Annotated in this window: 19 protein-coding genes; 10 read left to right on the forward strand and 9 right to left on the reverse strand. The window is 60.8% G+C overall.

All coding sequences use genetic code 11. From position 1 onward, the window contains the following. Nucleotides 1-74 precede the first annotated feature (74 nt). From htpX to bamC, 7 genes are all read left to right on the forward strand, one after another. Nucleotides 75-974 (forward strand): protease HtpX, encoded by a 900-nt coding sequence (gene htpX / locus ACEN9G_RS20065; RefSeq protein WP_413338001.1) that lies wholly within the window; start codon nt 75-77, stop codon nt 972-974. Beyond that, complete coding sequence (locus ACEN9G_RS20070; RefSeq protein WP_413337999.1) at nt 971-1,594, forward strand: L-threonylcarbamoyladenylate synthase; 624 nt, start codon at nt 971-973, stop codon at nt 1,592-1,594. The genes htpX and ACEN9G_RS20070 overlap by 4 nt, the downstream gene beginning before the upstream one ends. A 70-nt stretch (nt 1,595-1,664) precedes the next feature. Beyond that, on the forward strand, nt 1,665-2,291 hold the full coding sequence (locus ACEN9G_RS20075) for a site-2 protease family protein (RefSeq protein WP_413337997.1): 627 nt from the start codon (nt 1,665-1,667) through the stop codon (nt 2,289-2,291). Nucleotides 2,292-2,298: 7 nt separating this feature from the next. Then, nucleotides 2,299-3,501: a tryptophan--tRNA ligase gene (locus ACEN9G_RS20080; RefSeq protein ID WP_413337995.1), complete on the forward strand. Its 1,203-nt coding sequence runs from the start codon at nt 2,299-2,301 to the stop codon at nt 3,499-3,501. Nucleotides 3,502-3,511: 10 nt separating this feature from the next. Beyond that, on the forward strand, nt 3,512-4,057 hold the full coding sequence (locus ACEN9G_RS20085; RefSeq protein WP_483126884.1) for a class I SAM-dependent methyltransferase: 546 nt from the start codon (nt 3,512-3,514) through the stop codon (nt 4,055-4,057). A gap of 101 nt (nt 4,058-4,158) precedes the next feature. After that, nucleotides 4,159-5,055 carry a 4-hydroxy-tetrahydrodipicolinate synthase gene (dapA, locus tag ACEN9G_RS20090; protein ID WP_413337993.1) on the forward strand — a complete coding sequence of 299 codons (897 nt, stop codon included), beginning with the start codon at nt 4,159-4,161 and terminating at the stop codon, nt 5,053-5,055. A 32-nt stretch (nt 5,056-5,087) separates the two neighbouring features. Further along, nucleotides 5,088-6,203 carry an NlpB/DapX family lipoprotein gene (gene bamC / locus ACEN9G_RS20095; protein WP_413383638.1) on the forward strand — a complete coding sequence of 372 codons (1,116 nt, stop codon included), beginning with the start codon at nt 5,088-5,090 and terminating at the stop codon, nt 6,201-6,203. A 159-nt stretch (nt 6,204-6,362) separates the two neighbouring features. Here the strand turns inward: bamC and ACEN9G_RS20100 are convergent, their stop codons facing one another. The 3 genes from ACEN9G_RS20100 to ACEN9G_RS20110 form a co-directional block, all read right to left on the reverse strand. After that, complete coding sequence (locus ACEN9G_RS20100) at nt 6,363-6,635, reverse strand: hypothetical protein (protein ID WP_413337989.1); 273 nt, start codon at nt 6,633-6,635, stop codon at nt 6,363-6,365. Nucleotides 6,636-6,911: 276 nt separating this feature from the next. Next, nucleotides 6,912-7,379, reverse strand: a complete 468-nt coding sequence (locus ACEN9G_RS20105) for a DUF7931 domain-containing protein (protein WP_413337987.1) — start codon at nt 7,377-7,379, stop codon at nt 6,912-6,914. 1 nt (nt 7,380) lies between these two features. Continuing rightward, on the reverse strand, nt 7,381-8,502 hold the full coding sequence (locus ACEN9G_RS20110) for a JmjC domain-containing protein (RefSeq protein ID WP_413337986.1): 1,122 nt from the start codon (nt 8,500-8,502) through the stop codon (nt 7,381-7,383). An 80-nt stretch (nt 8,503-8,582) separates the two neighbouring features. Between ACEN9G_RS20110 and ACEN9G_RS20115 the strand changes: the two genes are divergently transcribed. Beyond that, a complete protein-coding gene (locus ACEN9G_RS20115) occupies nt 8,583-9,125 on the forward strand; it encodes an FKBP-type peptidyl-prolyl cis-trans isomerase (protein ID WP_413337984.1) in 543 nt (180 codons plus the stop codon). 123 nt (nt 9,126-9,248) lie between these two features. On the opposite strand, the gene ACEN9G_RS20120 is transcribed toward ACEN9G_RS20115, so the two are convergent. Continuing rightward, nucleotides 9,249-10,193: a hypothetical protein gene (locus tag ACEN9G_RS20120; RefSeq protein WP_413337982.1), complete on the reverse strand. Its 945-nt coding sequence runs from the start codon at nt 10,191-10,193 to the stop codon at nt 9,249-9,251. 2 nt (nt 10,194-10,195) lie between these two features. Continuing rightward, nucleotides 10,196-12,805, reverse strand: coding sequence for a DNA mismatch repair protein MutS (mutS, locus tag ACEN9G_RS20125; protein ID WP_483126885.1), 2,610 nt, complete (start codon nt 12,803-12,805; stop codon nt 10,196-10,198). Between the two features lie 541 nt (nt 12,806-13,346). Here mutS and ACEN9G_RS20130 point away from each other — a divergent pair. Further along, the gene (locus ACEN9G_RS20130) at nt 13,347-14,609 is read left to right on the forward strand and encodes a tyrosine-type recombinase/integrase (protein WP_413337212.1); all 1,263 of its coding nucleotides are present in this window, start codon (nt 13,347-13,349) and stop codon (nt 14,607-14,609) included. On the opposite strand, the gene ACEN9G_RS20135 is transcribed toward ACEN9G_RS20130, so the two are convergent. The 3 genes from ACEN9G_RS20135 to ACEN9G_RS20145 all read right to left on the reverse strand — a co-directional run bounded on the left by ACEN9G_RS20135 (nt 14,579) and on the right by ACEN9G_RS20145 (nt 17,113). Further along, on the reverse strand, nt 14,579-14,761 hold the full coding sequence (locus ACEN9G_RS20135) for a helix-turn-helix transcriptional regulator (protein WP_495605446.1): 183 nt from the start codon (nt 14,759-14,761) through the stop codon (nt 14,579-14,581). The genes ACEN9G_RS20130 and ACEN9G_RS20135 overlap by 31 nt on opposite strands. A gap of 57 nt (nt 14,762-14,818) precedes the next feature. Further along, nucleotides 14,819-16,068 (reverse strand): IS3 family transposase gene (locus ACEN9G_RS20140; RefSeq protein ID WP_413337214.1). Its coding sequence is split into 2 segments (ribosomal slippage): nt 14,819-15,342 and nt 15,342-16,068, totalling 1,251 coding nucleotides; the frame shifts between segments, so codons are not numbered across the junction. An 88-nt stretch (nt 16,069-16,156) separates the two neighbouring features. Next, nucleotides 16,157-17,113 carry a UDP-glucuronic acid decarboxylase family protein gene (locus ACEN9G_RS20145; protein ID WP_413337215.1) on the reverse strand — a complete coding sequence of 319 codons (957 nt, stop codon included), beginning with the start codon at nt 17,111-17,113 and terminating at the stop codon, nt 16,157-16,159. Nucleotides 17,114-17,915: 802 nt separating this feature from the next. On the opposite strand from ACEN9G_RS20145, the gene ACEN9G_RS20150 reads away from it, so the two are divergent. After that, the gene (locus tag ACEN9G_RS20150) at nt 17,916-18,791 is read left to right on the forward strand and encodes a DUF6625 family protein (protein WP_413337216.1); all 876 of its coding nucleotides are present in this window, start codon (nt 17,916-17,918) and stop codon (nt 18,789-18,791) included. 116 nt (nt 18,792-18,907) lie between these two features. On the opposite strand, the gene ACEN9G_RS20155 is transcribed toward ACEN9G_RS20150, so the two are convergent. Beyond that, nucleotides 18,908-19,777 (reverse strand): hypothetical protein, encoded by an 870-nt coding sequence (locus ACEN9G_RS20155; RefSeq protein ID WP_413337217.1) that lies wholly within the window; start codon nt 19,775-19,777, stop codon nt 18,908-18,910. Between the last annotated feature and the right edge of the window lie 244 nt (nt 19,778-20,021).

Genomic DNA, 20,021 nt, shown 5'->3' on the forward strand with positions numbered 1-20,021 from the left:
TGCCGGGCTTGAAATTTCAACATCCAGCCCTTATCTTGTCGGACTGATATTGAACCCATCCTGAGGCTCCCCAGATGAAGCGCATACTGCTGTTCCTCGCCACCAACCTCGCCGTCGTGCTCGTGCTGTCGATCGTGCTGAACGTCCTCGGCGTCGGGCGTCCGGTCGGCGGGCAGGGCATCAACGTCGGGGCGCTGCTCGTGTTCTCGCTCGTCGTGGGCTTCACGGGGTCCATCATTTCCCTGTTGATGAGCAAGCCGATGGCGAAGATGTCCACCGGCGCCCGCGTCATCGAACAGCCCGGCAACGCCACCGAAGCGTGGCTGCTGAGCACCGTGGGCAATCTCGCGCAGCGCGCGGGCATCGCGATGCCGGAAGTGGCCGTGTACGAGGGCGAGCCGAATGCGTTCGCGACGGGCGCTTTTAAAAATTCCGCGCTGGTGGCCGTGTCGACGGGCCTGCTCGCCAACATGAACCGCGAGGAAGTCGAGGCCGTGCTGGGCCACGAGATCGCGCACGTGGCCAACGGCGACATGGTCACGCTCACGCTGATCCAGGGCGTGGTGAACACGTTCGTCGTGTTCCTCGCGCGCGTGGTCGGCTTCTTCGTCGACAACGTCGTGTTCCGCCGCGGGAACGGCGAGCGCGGGCCGGGCTTCGGCTACGCGATCACCGTGTTCGTGTGCGAGATCCTGTTCGGCATCGTCGCGTCGATCATCGTCGCGTGGTTCTCGCGCCAGCGCGAATTCCGCGCGGACGCCGGTTCGGCCCAGCTGCTGGGCAGCCCGCAGCCGATGCAGCATGCGCTCGCACGCCTGGCCGGCATGCATCCGGGCGCGCTGCCGCAGTCGATGGCCGCGTCGGGCATTTCCGGCCACGGCAGCGGCTGGGGCGCACTGTTCGCGTCGCACCCGCCGATGGAAGAACGCATCGCGGCCCTCCAGGCGCTGCGCCAGTCGGGGTTCGCGCGATGACCCAGTATTTCGAAGTCCATCCCCAGAATCCGCAGGCGCGCCTGATCCGCCAGGCCGCGCAGATCATCCAGGGCGGCGGCATCGTCGCCGCGCCCACCGATTCCGCGTACGCCCTCGTATGCCGCCTCGATGACAAGGCGGCCGTCGAAAAGCTGAGGCGCATCCGCGGCGTCGACGAGAAGCACCATTTGACGCTGCTCGTGCGCGACCTGTCCGAGATCGCCACGTATGCGCGCGTCGACAACCGCCAGTACCGGCAATTGAAGGCTGTCACGCCGGGGCCGTACACGGTGATCCTGGAAGCGACGAAGGAAGTGCCGCGCAGGCTGTCGCACCCGTCGCGCAAGACGATCGGCATCCGCGTGCCGGAAAACGCGATCCTGCTGGCGCTGCTGGAAGAACTGGGCGAACCCTTGATCGGCACGACCTTGCAACTGCCGGGCGACGACAACATGCTGTCCGATCCCGACGAGGTGCGCGAGCGTCTCGACAGGCAGATCGAGCTCGTGATCGACGGCGGCGCCGGCACGCTCGAACCCACCACCATCGTCGACCTCACGGGGCCTGACGCCGAGCTCGTACGCGAAGGCCGGGGCAATCCGGCCGCGTTCGGCCTGTAGGCCGGGGCCGCCGCGCCCGCGCGCTCTGATAGAATCGCAGGTTATGGATGAACTCATACGCAATCTGGCAGTGTATGCACTGCCTGTCCTCTTTGCGCTGACGATGCACGACGCCGCCCAGGCGTTCGTCGCGAAACGCTTCGGGGACAACACCGCACACGCCGCCGGGCGTACCACTTTCAACCCGCTGGCCCACATCGACCCGATCGGCACCATCGTCATTCCGGTGGTGATGTACCTGACGGTGCACTTCGTGTTCGGCTACGCGAAACCGCTGCCGATCAACTACGGCCAGATGCGCAATCCGAAGCGCGACATGGCATGGGTCGCGCTGTCCGGTCCGGGCGCAAACTTCCTGATGGCGCTGATCTGGCTCCTGCTGGGGATTTTCCTCGACTACTTCGGCGTGCAGGAGCCGTTCCCTCACCTCGTGGCCGAGGCGGGTGTGCAGACGAATCTGTGGCTGATGGCGTTCAACCTGCTGCCGATCCCGTCGATGGATGGCGGCCGCGTGCTGTTTTCCATCCTGCCGCACAAGGCCGCATTCCAGTTCGCGCGCCTGGAACCGTACGGTTTCATCATCCTGCTCGCGCTGATCTTCCTGAAGGTGATCGGCTACTGGCTGTTCTGGGTCGGCGTGATCGCGAACCTTTTACTGCACCTGATCGTCTATCCCCTGAATTTTCTCCTGACCTGATACCGCTATGTTTCCCGACCGTGTCGTTTCCGGCATGCGCCCGACCGGGCTGATGCACCTTGGCCACTACCATGGGGCCCTGAAGAACTGGATCCGCATGCAGTCCGAACTGCCTTGCCTGTTCTTCGTCGCCGACTGGCACGCGCTGACCACGCATTACGACGACCCGGCGATCATCGAGAAAAGCACGTGGGACATGGTCATCGACTGGCTGGCGGCCGGCATCGACCCGGCCCAGGCCACGATCTTCATCCAGTCGAAAGTGCCGGAGCACGCGGAACTGCATCTGCTGCTGTCGATGGCCACGCCGCTCGGCTGGCTCGAGCGCGTGCCGACGTACAAGGACCAGATCGAGAACCTGGCCAACCGCGACCTCGCGACTTACGGCTTCCTCGGCTACCCGCTGCTGCAGGCGGCCGACGTGCTGATCTACCGCGCCACGCAGGTGCCGGTGGGCGAGGACCAGGTGCCGCACATCGAGATGATGCGCGAGATCGCGCGCCGCTTCAACCACCTGTACGGCAAGGAACCGGGCTTCGAGCAGAAGGCGCTGGACGCCGTCAAAAAGCTGGGCAGCAAGCGCGCCAAGCTGTATGCGGAACTGCGCACCGCGTACCAGCAGGAAGGCGATGACGCGGCGCTGGAACAGGCGCAGGCCATGCTGGACGAAGCGGGCAGCCTGTCGAACATCGACCGCGAGCGCCTGTTCGGCTACCTGGAAGGCAGCCGCAAGATCATCCTCGTCGAGCCGCAAGTGAAGCTGACGGAGGCGGCGCGCCTGCCGGGCCTCGACGGCCGCAAGATGTCCAAGAGCTACGGCAACTCGATCTCGCTGCGCGAGGATCCGGAGTCGGTGACGAAGAAGATCCGCACGATGCCGACCGACCCGGCGCGCGTGCGCCGCAGCGACGCGGGCGATCCGCTGAAATGCCCGGTGTGGCAGCTGCACGAAGTCTATTCCGATGCGAATACGAAGGACTGGGTCATGAAGGGCTGCACGAGCGCCGGCATCGGCTGCCTCGAATGCAAGCAGCCCGTCGTGGAAGCCGTGCTGGCCGAGCAGGAGCCGATGCACGAGCGCGCGCAGCAGTACGTCGACGATCCGTCGCTCGTGCGCGCCATCGTCGCCGACGGCTGCGAGAAGGCGCGCAAGCTGGCGCAGGAAACGATGCGCGACGTGCGCGAAGTCATGGGACTGACTTATTCCTGACCTTCTACTCGTGACGGACTATCCATCAACCTGGGTCGCGCGCTGGGCGCCGGTCGTTCCGGCCGGCGAGACGCTGGATCTCGCCTGCGGCGGCGGCCGCCATGCGCGCCTGCTGGCGGCGCTCGGCCATCCCGTGCTTGCCGTCGATCGCGACGCCGCATCGCTCGCGCAGGCGGCCGGTCCCGGCATCGCGACCCTGCAGCATGACCTCGAAGCGGAGGGCAGCACATGGCCATTCGCGCCGGGACGATTCGCCGGCATCGTCGTCACGAACTACCTGCACCGGCCGCTGTTCGCGCATCTCGCGGGCGCGCTGGCACCGAACGGGATCCTCGTCTACGAAACGTTCGCGCTCGGGAACGAACGCTTCGGCAAACCATCCAATCCGGCGTTCCTGCTGGCGCCCGGCGAACTGCTGGACGCCGCCGCGCGCCATGGCTTGAAGGTGCTCGCCTACGAGGATGGGATCATCGAGTCGCCCCGTCCGGCCCGCGTACAAAGGCTGTGCGCGGCGGGGCTGGAGGTCGATCCGGGAGCAATCAGGCTCGATATGTAACCAACCTGTAACCATGCCATTTATATGGTGTGGAATGAACCATAACGCCAGGCTATCCGCTACAATCGACATTTATTTATTAACGGCACGGTCCACTGATTATGATTAAGGGCAGCATAGTAGCAATCGTCACTCCGATGTTCGAGGATGGAAGTCTGGACAGGGACAGCCTGCGCCAACTCCTCGACTGGCATGTGGCGGAAGGTACGGACGCAATCTGCATCGTCGGCACGACCGGCGAGTCGGCCACCGTGAGCCCGGACGAACACTGCGAACTGATCAAGCTGACCGTCGACCACATCGCCGGCCGCATTCCGGTCATCGCCGGCACGGGCGGCAATTCGACGGTCGAAGCGATCGCGCTGACCCGTCACGCCAGGGAAGTCGGCGCGGACGCTTCGCTGCAAGTCGTCCCGTACTACAACCGTCCGTCGCAGGAAGGCATGTATCGCCACTTCAAGGCGATCGCCGAATCGACCGACCTGCCGGTGATCCTGTACAACGTGCCGGGCCGGACCGTGGCCGACATGAGCAACGAGACCGTGCTGCGCCTGGCCGCCATCGACAACATCGTCGGCATCAAGGACGCGACCGGCAACCTGGCCCGCGGCATCGAACTGCTGCGCGATATCGACCGTTCGTTTGCCGGCAAGGGCAAATCGTTCGGCGTGTTCTCGGGCGACGACGCGAGCGCACTGGCGCTGATGCTGTGCGGCGGCGCCGGCAACATCTCCGTGACCGCGAACGTGGCACCGCGCGCGATGGCCGAGATGTGCAAGGCCGCGCTGAACGGCGAAGCTGCCCGCGCCATCGAGATCAACAACCGCGTGCTGGACCTGCACAGCAAACTGTTCGTCGAGCCGAACCCCGTGCCGGTGAAATGGGCGCTGGCCGAGATGGGCAAGATGCCGGCCGGCCTGCGCCTGCCGCTGGCCCCGCTGTCCGCGCAATACCACGACACCGTCCGCACCGCGCTGCGCGCTTCCGGCGTTCTTTGATTACCAGCTTTAACGATATGACGAATCGCAAGATGATGACTTCCACCGCAGCCCGCACCGTGGCCCTGACCGCCATCGCGTTGAGCCTGGCCGCGTGCACGACCGTGTTCGAATCGGACAAGGTGGACTACAAGGCTTCCAAGAAAGCGGCACCGCTGGACATTCCGCCCGACCTGACCCAACTGCAGAAGGACAACCGCTACGCCGTGCCGGATGGCAAAGGCATCGCCACCGCGTCCGGCTTCCAGCAGCAGCGCGGCGCCGCACCGGCCATCGCGGCCACGTCCGGCGAACAGATCGGCCAGGTGCCCACCGACACCATCCGCATCGAGCGCAACGGCAACCAGCGCTGGCTCGTGATCAAGGAAACGCCGGAACAACTGTGGCCGCAACTGCTGGAGTTCTGGCATAACTCGGGCTTCACCGTCGAGACCGAGTCGCCGCAGACCGGCATCATGGAAACGAACTGGGCCGAGAACCGCGCCAAGATCCCGCAGGACTTCATCCGCCGCACCATCGGCAAGGTCTTCGATTCCGCATATTCGACCGGCGAGCGCGACAAGTTCCGCACCCGCCTGGAGCGCCGTCCGGACGGTTCGACCGAGATCTACATCAGCCACCGCGGCGCGGAAGAAGTGCTGACCGGTCCGCAGAAGGAGCAGGCCACCTGGACCGCGCGTCCGAACGATCCGGAGCTGGAAGCGGAATTCCTGGGCCGCCTGATGGCCCAGCTGACCGGCACCAAGGTCAAGGAAGCGACCGCGTTCGTGACGAACGCCCCGCTGGAACCGCAGCACGCCAAGCTCGAAGGCAACAAGGTCGTCGTCGACGAAGGCTTCGACCGCGCATGGCGCCGCGTGGGCCTGGCGCTGGACCGCGTCGGCTTCACGGTGGAAGACCGCGACCGCGTGCAGGGCATTTATTTCGTGCGCTACGTCGATCCGGACGCGGTCAAGAAGGAAGGTTTCTTCAGCAAGCTGTTTGGTAGCGAAGACAAGAACAAGGAAGCGCAGAAATACCGCGTGATCGTGTCGACGGCACAGGGCGCGACCTCGACCGACGTGACCGTGCAGACGAACGACGGCAAGCCGGAAACGTCGCCGACCGGCGCCAAGATCCTCAAGCTGCTGGCGGACGAGTTGAAATAACGCCGCCTCGCTTCGATAAAAAACCGGCCATTTGGCCGGTTTTTTTATTGGTGGGCTCGCATAATTCGTAGGGCGGGCACCCCGTGCCGCGCGCCGTGTGCAAAACCTGCAGACGTAAAAAAACCGGCCCGCAGGCCGGTTTCTTTAGCGCGATTCGAATTACTTCGAAGCAGCCGGAGCAGCAGCAGCCGAAGCGGCGTCAGCAGCAGCCGAAGCAGCCGAAGCAGCAGCCGAAGCGGCCGAAGCAGCAGCGTCAGCAGCGGCCGGAGCAGCCGGGGTAGCGGCAGCGTCAGCAGCCGGAGCGGCCGGAGCAGCAGCCGGAGCAGCGGTCTCAGCAGCCGGAGCCGGAGCAGCAGCAGGAGCTTCTTCTTTCTTCGAGCAAGCAGCCAGAGCAACAGCCAGCAGGGAAACGATCAGCAGAGATTTTTTCATGGTTTTTCCTTAATTAATTCAAAAGGGTGGTGCGATGAATAATTACCGGTAATTATCGCTCGTCAGGAATTCTCTTGTTTGTATACTTTGGAAAAAGTGCCTACAGACAACGGAACCTTCCTAACCCGATATTATAGCCAAATTTACTGAATCGCAATAGAAAAGTCGTGTCAAGACGTAACAGTTGCCAGGTCGGGCAATGTTCATCTTCTAGCAATCCGACACACCTTGTCCGTGCGCTAGTTCTCATAGAGAAAACCAAGTCAAAGCAGGTATTTACAGCCCGGAAACACTGGCCCGCAGACCAGGTTGTGATTCTGCCCAAATGGCGTCAAAACGCAGCCGCGACAGCTCAGTTTGTTGCGGCGCATCAAAGACCGCCTCACCGCGCAGGTGATCGCTGTGAAAGCGCCGCACGATGTGCAGGCCGTCCGCGATGCAGAACGAATCCGTGAGCTCGCGCAGCGCCCGTGGCGTGCATCGGCACTCGATGCCGTGCGCATGATCGCGCAGCAGGCGCAGGAACCTCGGTGCTTCCCGCTCCAGGTGCGCGGGATCGTGCAGCGCCAGCCGCAGGCGGCCGCCGGCGTGCAGGAAGCGGCGCAGTGCCGCGTCCACGTCCGGCGCGCCCAGCCGGAACAACGTAAAGTCCGGATCGAACATGACGAGCGTCGCCCGTGCCCGTGCCCATACCTCGCCCAGCTGCTGCTGGAATGCGGCGCGGGTGTCGAAGGACGCGTTCATGTCAGCCGAGCTCGATCCAGCCGTCCTGGTACCAGGTGTACAGCGCTTCCAGCACGTCGTCCGACGCCTGGTCGAGCAGACTGCCTGCCAGGGCCCGCTCGTTGGCGAGCACGTCCAGCACGACCTTGTCCGCACGTCCCACGGCGAACGATTCGCCGTTGATGAACACGTGCTTGCCGCGGTAGAGCATCAACGTCTTGGGCGACAGTTTCAGCCCCTTTTTCGCAGCCTGTTCCATGAAGCGGCCCACCGTCAGCGGCTTCGGGACCGGCGTGAAGAACACGTTGTGCTTCGGCTCGGACAGGTATTCGCCCATGAAGATCGTGACGTCTTCCTCGTCCCAGCGCACCTTGTTCAGTTCTTCGGTGACGGTGGCCAGCATGTCGCGCGGGATCTCGGCCGGGTTCTTCGCGGGCTGCAGGCCCGGGTCGGCATAGCGGCCCGGCAGGTCGATGGAGTCGGCCATGAACTGCAGGAAGGCTTCGCCCAGTTCCTGGAACGACGGCGAGCGGAAGCCGATCGAATACGTCATGCATTCGCCCTCGGCGACGCCGTCGTGCGCGTAGTGCGGCGGCAGGTACAGCATGTCGCCCGGTTCCAGCACGAACTCTTCTTCCGGCTCGAAGTTGGCGAGGATCTTCAGCGGCAGGCCCTCGACCAGCGTCAGGTCCTGCTGCGCGCCGATGCGCCAGCGGCGCTTGCCCTGGGCCTGCAGCAGGAACACGTCGTAGGAGTCGAAATGCGGGCCGACGCCGCCGCCGTCCGTCGCATAGCTGACCATCAGGTCGTCCAGGCGCGCGTCCGGCACGAAACGGAACTGGCGCAGCAGGGCATCGGCCTTCGGGTCGTGCAGGTTGACGCCCTGCACGAGCATGGTCCATTCGCGCTGGCTTTTGGGCGGCAGTTCGGCCAGCGGGCCGTGCTGCATGTCCCAGCTGCCGTCGGTGAGCGTCACGAGGCGCGACTCGACGTGGTTCAGCCTGGCCAGCTCGGCCAGCTTGTCCACCTTGACCAGCGGTTTGAAATTGGGGATGGCCTGGCGGATGAGCAGGGGTTTCTTGTGCCAGTAATCGCGGAGGAACTGGGCGGGCGTGATATTGCCGAGGAGCTGTAATTTTTGCATGGGTCCATTATAACCAGCGCCGGCCGGGGCAAAGCGGTGGTAGGGTTATAATCGCAGCCTTACCCACGAAAGGAAGTGCAATGAAGATTGCCCAGAACACGGTTGTGTCGGTCAACTATAAACTGTCCGACGCCCAGAACAACCTGATCGAAGACGGCGCCCAGCCGATGGTCTACCTGCACGGTGGCTACGAGAACACGCTGCCGAAGATCGAAGAAGAGCTGGACGGCAAGGACGTGGGTTACACGTCGACCATCCAGATCGAGCCGGAAGACGCGTTCGGCGACTACGATCCGAACCTGGTGAAGGTCGAGGAGCGCAACCGCCTGCCGGAACCGATCGAAGTCGGCATGCAGTTCGAAGGCATGGCCGAGGGCAGCGACGAAGAGCCGGTCATCTTCACCGTCACCGAAGTGGCCGACGACAAGGTCGTGCTGGATGGCAATCACCCGCTGGCCGGCATGGCCCTGCGCTTCGACCTGTCCGTGATCGACGTGCGTGCCGCCACGCCGGAAGAGATCGCGCACGGCCACGTGCACGGCGCCCACGGCCATGACCACGGTCACGGCGAGATCGACGACAGCGAAGAGGGCGACCACTTCCGTAGCCAGCCGCTGCAGTAAAGCGCACTCTTGACTCGTCGTTCCCGCGAAGGCGGGAACCCAAGTTCTGTCGGCGTCGTGATGACGCGTGCAAATTGGATCCCCGCCTGCGCGGGGATGACGTTGTTTTGCTTCTCGACAGTCTTACTTCGCCGTCTCGACCTTGCGGGGATCGACCCTGAACAAGGTCTTCGTCTCCGGATTCACCATCACCTCCAATGCATCCGCACCGGCCGCAAGATGGCCGACATTGCCGCGCCATTCGATGACGGGTCTTGCACGCACGCGCGTGCCGTCGACGAGCAGCACCTTGCCCCGGAATTTCTGCGCCAGCGACAGGATCAGGCGGCGCGGCTCCGCGAAGCCGTCGTTGTCCGGCACGGCGCCGCGCAGCAGGGCGCGCAGGCCCGTCGGCTGCGACAACGCCTTCACGTCGCCTTCGGAAAACAGCACGATCGCTTCCAGCTTGTCGCGCCTGGCGATGGCAAACAGCCGGTGCAGCCAGAAGCGGTTCGCGACGAGCCGGTCCTCGTACTCGCTGTTGCGGCCCGCTTCGTTCAGGTAGTGGTTGTTATTGGCCGGCATGTTGACGGTTGCGTACAGCACCTTGCCGACCGACCAGTGCGCATTCTCCGCATAGCTGCGAAAGCGCGGGCTCATCGACAGGCGCGTCAGCGGCAGCTTGCGCGCGCCCAGCGTGGACGGCTCGCCGTAGAACAGTTCGCGGATGCGGTTCATGCGCTCGATCGCATTCGTGCGGCCGGCGCTGTTGCGGCATTCCGTCCAGTCGCTGCCGGCCGGCAGCACGATGACGGGCCGGCGCGCATCGTCGATCAGCTCGCGCCGCTTCTGGTACAGCTTGTCCGTGCACGGCTCGTTCGCACCCTTGATGCCCGTAACGACCATGAAGGCGACGTCCTTGTCGTCATTGTCGGCGAGCGCCTGCTTGAGGCGTTTTTCGCCGCCATCGGTAAAACCATGGCCGATGATGGCGAAACGGTGCGCGTCATCGTCGCGGGCGTCCGCGCGCGCGCCGCCCGCGAGCGCGCAGGCGAGGACGAACAGGAGAAGCGAGCGGCGTCGCGGCATCGTCAGGCCGAGGCCAGGCGCTTGAGCTCGTACAAGCGTTCGAGGGCTTCGCGCGGGGTCAGGGCATCGGGATCGATGGCGTCCAGCAGCGTCAGCGCCGGCGACTCGGCCGCGGCCTGCACCGGAGCCGGTGCGGGCGCGGCTTCGGCGTCGCCTTCGTCGCACGGCGCCGGCGCGAACAGGTCGAGCTGCGGCGTCGCATCGAGCGCCTGCGCTTCCAGCCGCGCCAGGTGCTTGCGCGCGGCGCGGATCACGCTGGGCGGCACGCCGGCCAGCTGTGCGACCTGCAGCCCGTAGCTCTGCGACGCCGGGCCGTCCTGCACGGCATGCAGGAACACGATGCTGTCCTTGTGCTCGACAGCCGACAGGTGCACGTTGGCCGCGCTCGGATGCTGTTCCGGCAGTTGCGTCAATTCGAAGTAGTGCGTGGCGAACAGCGTAAAACTGCGGCTCGTCTCGATCAGGTGGCGCGCGATCGCCCACGCGAGCGCGAGACCGTCGAACGTCGACGTGCCGCGGCCCACTTCATCCATCAGCACGAGCGAGTGCTCGGTCGCACCGTTCAGGATCGTGGCCGATTCCGTCATCTCCACCATGAACGTCGAGCGGCCATTGGCCAGGTCGTCGGACGCGCCGATGCGCGTGAAGATGCGGTCGATGGGACCGATCGTCGCGCTCGTCGCCGGCACGTAGCTGCCGACATAGGCCAGCAGCGTGATCAGCGCGACCTGGCGCATGAACGTCGATTTACCGCCCATGTTCGGGCCCGTGATCAGGAGCAGGCGGCGGTCGTCGGACAGCTTGCAGTCGTTCGCGATGAAGCGCTCGATCTGGTTCTCGACGACCGGATGGCGGCCCTCGACGATGGTGAGGCAGGGCTCCTCGGCCAGCTGCGGCATGCACCAGTTGTTGCGCACGGCGTGGGCGGCGAGGGCGGTGATCGTATCGAGCTGCGCGATGCCGGACGCGATGCGCTGCAGGCACACGATGTGCGGCGCGAGGTCGGCCAGCAGCAGCTCGTACAGCAGCTTTTCGCGCGCCAGCGCGCGATCCTGCGCGGATAAGGCTTTATCCTCGAACGCCTTCAGTTCCGGCGTGATGTAGCGTTCACAGTTCTTCAGCGTCTGGCGGCGGCGGTAATCGTCCGGCACCTTGTCGGCCTGGCCGTTCGTGACCTCGATGTAGAAGCCGTGCACGCGGTTGTACTCGACGCGCAGGTTGGCGATGCCGGTGCGCGCACGCTCGCGCGCTTCCAGGTCGACGAGGAACTGGCCCGCGTTTTCCGACAGCGCGCGCAGCTCGTCCAGCTCCGCGTCGAAGCCGCGCGCGAACACGCCGCCGTCGCGCACCATGGCGGCCGGCTCCGTCGCGATGGCACGCTGGAGCAGGTCCGCGCACGCCTCGGGCACGGCGATGGCATCGTGGATGTCGCGCAGCAGGCACGAGTCGCCGGGGATGAAGCAGCGCGCCACCTGCTCGCGCAGCGCGGGCAGCTGCTTCAGGCCGTCGCGCAGGCTCGCGAGGTCGCGCGGACGCGCCGTCAGCAGCGCGATGCGCGTCGTGATGCGTTCGATGTCGGGCACGTGCGCGAGCGTCGCGGCCAGGTCGTGCATGGCCTCGCGCTGGGCCAGCGCCTCGATCGCCTCGTGGCGCGAGCGGGCCACGCGCTGGTCGCGCTTCGCGTGGTGCAGCCAGTGGCGCAGCAGGCGCGAGCCCATCGCCGTGCGGCAGCCGTCCAGAAGAGAAAACAGCGTGGGCGACTCGTGGCCGCGGATGGTCTCCGTCAGCTCGAGGTTGCGGCGCGTGGACGCATCGAGGCCGATGAATTCGCTCTCCGATTCGACCGCGAGACTCTTCACGTGCTGCAGGCCGCGGCCCTGCGTGGCCTGGGCATAGCGCAGCAGCGCGCCGGCCGCGCCGAACGCGGCGCCGAGACCGTCCGCGCCGAAGCCGGACAAGGTGGCGACACCCAATTGATCGAGCAGCGCCTTGTGGCCGTGCACGACGTCGAAATGCCATTCCGGCACGCGTGCCGTGTGGCCGACCGGCGATTCTTCGAACAGGTCGGCGCCGCCGTCGGCGCGCAGTACCTCGGCCGGCGCGATGCGTTCCAGTTCCTGCACGAGGCGCACGGCGGCCGCACGGGCGTCGCCCGCGAATTCCATCAGCCGGAGTCCCCCGCTCGCGAGCGACATCCACGCGAGACCCGTCGTGACCACCTTGCGGTTCGCGACCGTGCAGACGGCGAGCAGCGGGCGCTCGGCCTTCTCGGGCAGCAGGTCGGCATCCGTCAGCGTCCCCGGCGTGACGACGCGCACGACCTTGCGCTCGACCGGACCTTTGCTCAGCGCCGGGTCGCCGATCTGTTCGCAGATCGCGCACGACTCGCCCAGCTTGACGAGCTTGGCGAGGTAAGGATCGAGCGAGTGGAAGGGCACGCCGGCCATCTTGATCGGATTCCCGCCCGAGCTGCCGCGCGCCGTCAGCGTGATACCCAGGATGCGCGCGGCCTTCTCGGCGTCCTCGAAGAACAGCTCGTAGAAGTCGCCCATCCGGTAGAAGACGAGCATCGTGGGGTAGTCGGCCTTGATGCTCAGGTACTGCTGCATCATCGGGGTATGCTGGCTTTTTCCGGACTTGGTAACTTGTTGATCTAACGGCATGTCGTCGTCTAACTTCATGATTTTGTTGCGGATTCCTTGGGCTCGCGCGGCTCTCGATCGCATGACGACGCATCACTCGACATCGCTTCATTTCACGGATTGGCGTAGCTTTTTCGATGCTCTGCCGTCGAACCTACGCCGAGGGAGCAAACCGGTGTCGCGGACTGTCAAAAAGCTACGCCGGCCCCTGTGCTGGGAGAGTGATGCGCTCGATGCCAGGCGGCCGAGCAGCCGTCGCCAAACGTGCACTTTACCATGTCGCACCGGTCGACCGGCGATGCGAGATGCAGGGGCGGCAAGTATACGTGAAAAGCCACTCCGAGCCTACGCCGGACGCGCGGAACCGACAATCCGAGGATGCTCAAGGATGCGCTGCATAGCGGACCCTACACTTGCTTACATGGCATGAAGTCAACGTATGCGAAAGGAGGAAAGAAATGGCATTCGATGCCAGGGCGGCCAAGCTGATGGCTCCAGGGGGCACTACACCATGCCTGACTGCCCAGGTCTCAGATTTGAAGTGTCAACCACAACACGTGCGTGGATCTATCGCTACAAGAGCCCAGTCGACGGCAAGATGCGCCAGGTGAAGATTGGTACCTGGCCCGCCGTATCGATCAATGCGGCGAAGGCCGAATGGGAAAAGCTGCGCGACCAGCGTGCGCGAGGTGAGGATCCCGCTGCCGAGCGTCGCGCCAAACGCGCCCGGGAGAACGAAGAGAAAGAATCTGCGCGTGCGAAGTCGGCGCGGACGCTAACGGTGCGTACATTGGTCGATCTTTATCTGACCGGACACATCGAACGAAAACGCAAACAGAAAGGCATCGACGAGACTCGTCGGACCTTGAACTACGCGTTATGTGCGACCTGCCCCGAGGAGTGGCTGGGAGAGTTTGGAGATCTCGATCCGGCGAAAGTCACCCGAGCACGGGCATTCGCCTTGCTGCACACATTCATTGAAACTCCCGTACAAGCAGGGCGGGTTCGGCTCGAGCTTGGGGCAACTTGGGACTTTGGCCACGATGCCGGCAAACTCCCCGAGGAGGTGCCTAACTGGTGGCGGGTCATCATGCGGGGAAAGCTTCGCAGCAAGGGACGCGTACGCGAGGGCAAACAAATTGGAACTGCGAAGCGATTTTTGACGCCGGCGGAGCAGGGCGCGTTAATTCGGTGGTTGCCCAACTTCTCGAAAGCCGTACATGACCTCCTGATCCTCTACATGTGGACTTGCGCCCGCGGCTCCGAGATCGTCGCCATGGAAGTTAGTGAGATCTCGGAGGAACCAGACGGTTTATGGTGGACCGTTCCCAAGGCGAAGACCAAAAACGAGCGGCATGAGGAAGCTATGGACTTGCGGGTACCTTTAGTTGGTCGCGCTGCGGATGTCGTTCGTCGACGTATTGCTCTGGTGAAGAGCGGATACCTGTTCCCGTCTAGAGGGAAGAGTGACCATATGGAGCAAAAAGTAGTGGGCGTCGGGGTTTGGATTCACCAGCCATATTCCATGACGCGTCCGGAAAAGATCAGGCCTCGTTTGCCGGTAACCCATTGGTCACCACATGACTTGCGCCGGACAGGTCGAACTCAATTGTCCGCGCTCGGCTGCCGTAGAGAGATCGCAGAAGCCGTGATTGGGCATATACCGGATGGGGTCGCTGGCATCTATGACAAGTACGCGTATGATCGCGAGCGCCGGGAATGGCTGACCAAACTCAGCGAGCACTACGAGTCAGTGGCACGCTCCTCAACGTGATCACTGCACGATACTGGAGCTTTTCGCTTTGATGTGTTTGGCGGTGGAGGTAGATCTAACATGGGCCGAGCTTCGGCCCATTCTTGGATCTCCCGAACGAGCCAGGCAACTCTTCGATCTGATAATTGGCGAGGTTTTGGAAAGCTACCCATGCGAACCAAGCGCTGTATTAAAGTGGACCTGTCAGTCAAGACACTCAGCCGGTCAATTTAAGCTGTGTCCGTTTCCACCTCAGCAGCTGCCCGGCGCTGCCCCGTACTGCTATCTTTTTCCAGCTCCTGGTCGGCGTCGCCGAACTTGTCGACGATCAGCGCACCGCCTCCGACGCCGGCACGATAGACATGATCCGGCGTCTCGTAGTCCAGCGCCTGGTGCGGACGCTCGGCGTTGTAGAACGCAAAATACTGCGCCAGACCAACTGTCAGCTCGGCCATGTTGGCGTAACCCTTCAGGTACACATCCTCGTACTTCACGTTGCGCCACAGGCGCTCGACGAAAATGTTGTTCAGCGCCCGCCCGCGCCCATTTATGCTGATCGCCACGCCTTCCCGTTTGAGTACGCCGGTGAAGGCATCGCTGGTGAATTGCGAGCCCTGGTCGCTGTTGAATACCTCCGGCTTGCCGTGGTGACGCAAGGCGTCTTCCAGGTAGTCCAAACAGAACGACGCATCCATGCTGTTGCTGATACGCCAGGCCAGCACCCGACGCGAGTACCAGTCGATGGTCGCCACAGGTAGGCAAAACCCCGCGCCAGCCGGATATAGGTCAAATCCGTGCTCCACATCTGGTTCGGCCGCGCGACCGCCACCCCGCGCAGCAGATACGGATAGATCTTATGCCGCGGATGCGGTTTGCTCGTCCCCGGTCCGGGCGCCATGCCTGCCAGCCCCATTGCTCGCATCAGGCGCTGTACGCGCTTGCGATTGACCCTGTGTCCCCGACCTCGCAGGAAAACCACCATGCGCCGACTGCCGTAGAACGGTCGGCCGGTGTACTCCTCGTCGATCAGGGCGCGCAGTTCGTTGTCCACCTGGCCCTCATGCTGCTGGCGGACCATCGCCTCCAGCCTGCGGTACACCGTCGCTCTCGGCACACCGGCAAGCTCGCACTGGCGCGTCAACGGCAGATCCGTATGTGCAGGCTCGATCCATCCCATGCGATCTTCCCGACTTACAGCCCCAGCTTTTTTGAGCCAGTCGGTTTCCATCTTCAGCCGGCCGATTTCGCTGTACAGCTTGTCCTCCGGGTTGCTCTCGTCGACTGGCTTCGGGCCACGCTTGGTATCGAACAAGGAGCTCGCGTTCTCCAGAATCTCCTTCTTCCATTGCGTGACCAGCTGCGGATGCACGTTGTGCTCCTGCGCGATCTCGTTGATCGTCTTCACGCCGCGAACCACTTCCAGGCCAATCTTGGCTTTGAAGTCCGCCGGATGCGTCCTGCGTTTTTTACATTCACTCATTCGCTATCATCCCTTCAAGGACGACAGCTTAAACCACCGTCTCAAATTTGGGGTCCACTATAGTGCAGTCATTGCACGGCATGCCCGATCAGAGATCGAGGGTATGCCGGAAGTACCGCACGGTTTCTTTCAAACCATCCTCCAGGCTGACCTTCGGGCTCCAGCCGAGCTGCTCTCTTGCCACGGTAATGTCAGGCTTTCGACGGCGTGGATCATCGCTCGGCAACGGCAGGAACGAGAGTTTCGATTTTGATCCCGTGAGCTTGAGCGTGAGTTCGGCCAGCTCACGCATTGTGAACTCAGTAGGATTGCCCATATTGATAGGGCCGGTGATCTCGTCCCGGCTTTGCATCATTGCCATCATCCCTTCGATCAAGTCGTCGACGTAACAGAAACTCCTCGTCTGTTCTCCATCTCCGTACAGGGTGATGTCAACTCCTCGTAATGCCTGGACGATGAAGTTGCTGACGACGCGGCCGTCGTCAGGGTGCATTCGTGGCCCGTAAGTGTTAAAGATACGGATCACCTTGATGTTAAGATTATGCTGGCGCCAATAGTCGAAAAAAAGCGTCTCGGCGCAGCGCTTTCCTTCGTCATAGCACGAACGGATTCCGACCGGATTGACACGACCCCAATAGCCTTCGGTCTGTGGATGCATCTCGGGATCGCCATATATCTCGCTCGTCGATGCCTGCAGAATACGTGCCTTCAGGCGTTTCGCGAGCCCCAGCATATTGATTGCGCCGTTTACACTAGTCTTTGCTGTTTGGACCGGATCGTATTGATAGTGGACTGGGCTCGCCGGACATGCCAAATTAAATATCTTGTCGACCTCGACGTATAGTGGAAATGTTACGTCGTGCCGCATCAACTCAAAAGTCGGTTTGCCGATCAAATGTGCGATGTTGGCCTTGCTCCCAGTGAAGAAGTTATCGACGCACAGCACGTCGGCGCCCGTCTTCAAAAGCCGTTCGCAAAGGTGACTACCCAGGAACCCCGCCCCGCCGGTCACAAGAACTTTTTCCAATACATTTGCTGACTTCATCTTCATCCTATGGCGTTTTTGCTATGTCGGTGGATTGCATGATAATTCTTGATAAATAATTCTAACAAAATATCACGGCAATCAACGTGCCCCTTTATGCCTGCATTGGGATTAATTCTCTCAAATAACCACTTGATCGGCACATCCTGAGACTCCAGCAAACGTAACACGAAAAGCCTGCAATTGTCTTGTCAAAAAACATCATTGAAAAAGCGAATTTCATAATTGCTTCATGGGATACCGTGTGGATAGAATCCAAATCACCGAAAGATTTTGAACGAATAGCGATAGATAAGCGTACTTATGCGCTCCGGCTGTCTTTTGGTGAATGCTCTTTTCACCTGATTCAAACGGGCGGGGCAGATTTTTGGTAACGGACTTGAGCACTTTGCAACGCTCCACAAACACGCTCATCTTTGTTTCCAAAAATCTATGTGACGTCGGGAATGCAATCTGATGACGAATGCAATTGCGACGAGCCTGCAGAATTGCCAAAAAAGTTATTTGACAAGATGAAATGTTTTGCCAAATTTTCGCCTGTAAGAGATGGCTACGCAGATGCAGCGATTGACTGCACAGTGGCTCGCAAACGAGAAATACTTGCATTGATTTTACAACGTCCAGCAATCAAAATTTCGGAATAATCGCCTGAACTGTGGCAGCGCTTGACACGCTGCCGAGGTAGTCCCGAGAGTGCATTTCACAGCATGTAGTCACATTCGAATATTCATGGGTGGGGCGGGACAATGATAATCGGCTTGAATCGCAAGATAAAAATGAAGAATGAGTGGACTTGAGGACAATGAAAAGTATCGCTATTTTTATCGACTATTTTGGAAGCTGGCCAAAATGGTTTCCAGTGTTCCTGGCAAGTTGCAAGTGCAATAGTACTGTTAACTGGATAATAAGAACAGATTGTCAAGTTCCGGTCGGCCCACCAAAAAATGTAAGATTCATTTCGACAACGTTTGCCGACTACGTAGCTAACGTTTCCAAACGTCTAAATATCAATTTCCGCCCGAACGGAAACTATAAGATCTGCGATATCAGACCCGCCTACGGCGACCTGTACAGCGACGACGTAGCAGCGTATGACTACTATGGCTTCGGCGATCTAGATGTAATTTATGGTGATATCCGAAAATTTTATACCGACGATGTCTTATCTTTTGATGTGGTTAGCGCACATCAACACATGATTTCTGGACATTTGGTTCTTTTTAAAAATACCGAACCGATACGCAGGGCATATTTAAAGATTCCTGACTGGAAGGCCTACTTGGAGAATCCCGATTCGACGAGATTTGACGAGGATGTTTACTCCGATCTCTTCATTCGACGTAATCGGACGAACGAGTTCGACGCCGTATTTCGTCACAACGTTTACTTCAAAGAACAGTACTCAACGGTTTTCCATCCCATGCCCTGGCACGACGGAATGACTCATCATCCTGACGTGTGGTTCTGGAAAGATGGGATTGTGTCAAACAACAGAAATATTGGGCATCAATATCTCTACTTGCATCTGATGAATTTTCAATCGTTGCGATGGGCGAATCCTGATTGTAGAAACAAAAATATTCCTTGGAAAGACAATCCAAATATGCTGTTTACTCAAGCCGGGGAGGAAGCCGACGGCGTGAGAATAGATTGGACGGGAATTCAGCGCTTGATTTAATGGAGCCGTAAAAAATCATCGCGAACGCCGTCCGGTAAACGCAGCCGTCCGAGGGTATGGCGAACACGGCAGGATTACCGCCACAGGAGTTTTCCGGACGGGGGTTCAGGACTCGGCTATAGGATATCTGCGGAAAAACCAGGACGGCGATAAAATTCCCATAAATCCCTATAAGGAAGTCCCGCCCTTGAACCACCGAAATTGTTCGAAAATCCCGCCCAATGAACCAAGAAGATCGGCGCGCCAGATGGATGGTACAGTTTCCCTTCTTCGACGCGCCCGGCCGGTGTGCCGGCCCACCATTCCAACTTCGCGGCTGGGGCATTTTCAGCAGTGAGCAAGCGCAGCAGGCTGGTATAGGAATAACCTGAGGTTACGACGAGATAATTCAAGAAGGGCTGTTCCATACAATCCAACTCCATGCTTTCCTTGAGTTCCAGACCTCCAGAAACCTTTGCCGAGCAATGCTTCATCGGTAATAGACCACGCCGACTAACAAAAAAACCTGTATTGGCGGAATATGCAATCTGGGGTGTAGTGAGCAAATTCGTGGAGTAGACGCTGTCCTTCCAGACCCAGCGCCGGATAGTTTCGATATTTGAATGCGAAGCCACATAGTCATGCTGCTTGAGATGCTCGAATGCAAAATCCACCGAGTCAATGACAACTGTGTCGACATCAATATAGATGAAGTCGTCGAATATGCCCTCCCACGCCACGAGCTTCCGATAGGTTCCAAGCTTGAAACCATGAAACTTCTCACTAATGGCATCACAACTGGCAAGCAAACTGGAATCATCAAATACAGAGAAAGAATAGGTATTCTTAAGCGCCGATATCTTGTCGAAATCGCTATCGAAAGGAATCAGGCACAGCGGAAGCTTTGGATTATGTGTGCGAAAGCTTCGAAGGAATCCAACGGACTGCTCAAAAACCCCGTTATTTGCCAAAAAGTATACGCCGCGCGTTGCATTAATTTTGTTCATTGAACCTCGATAAAAAATTGGAATGAAGTAATGGCAAAAACTATTGCCGGGCTCTCAAGGCAGATTGCCCTGGGCAATTATAGCTGATCGCCCAAGGTATGGACGTGTGTTTTACGCGAAGCGCTGAATCCGATGCATTACGTATCCCCAGCTTGCGAAGGCAAGTGGGAGAGCCGCGGCCTCTAGCATTATCGATTCGAGAAAACTGGCCCAGATTCGCATTCGCCGGCAACGTCTTTGATGT

Source organism: Massilia sp. Masssp94, from assembly GCF_059491305.1.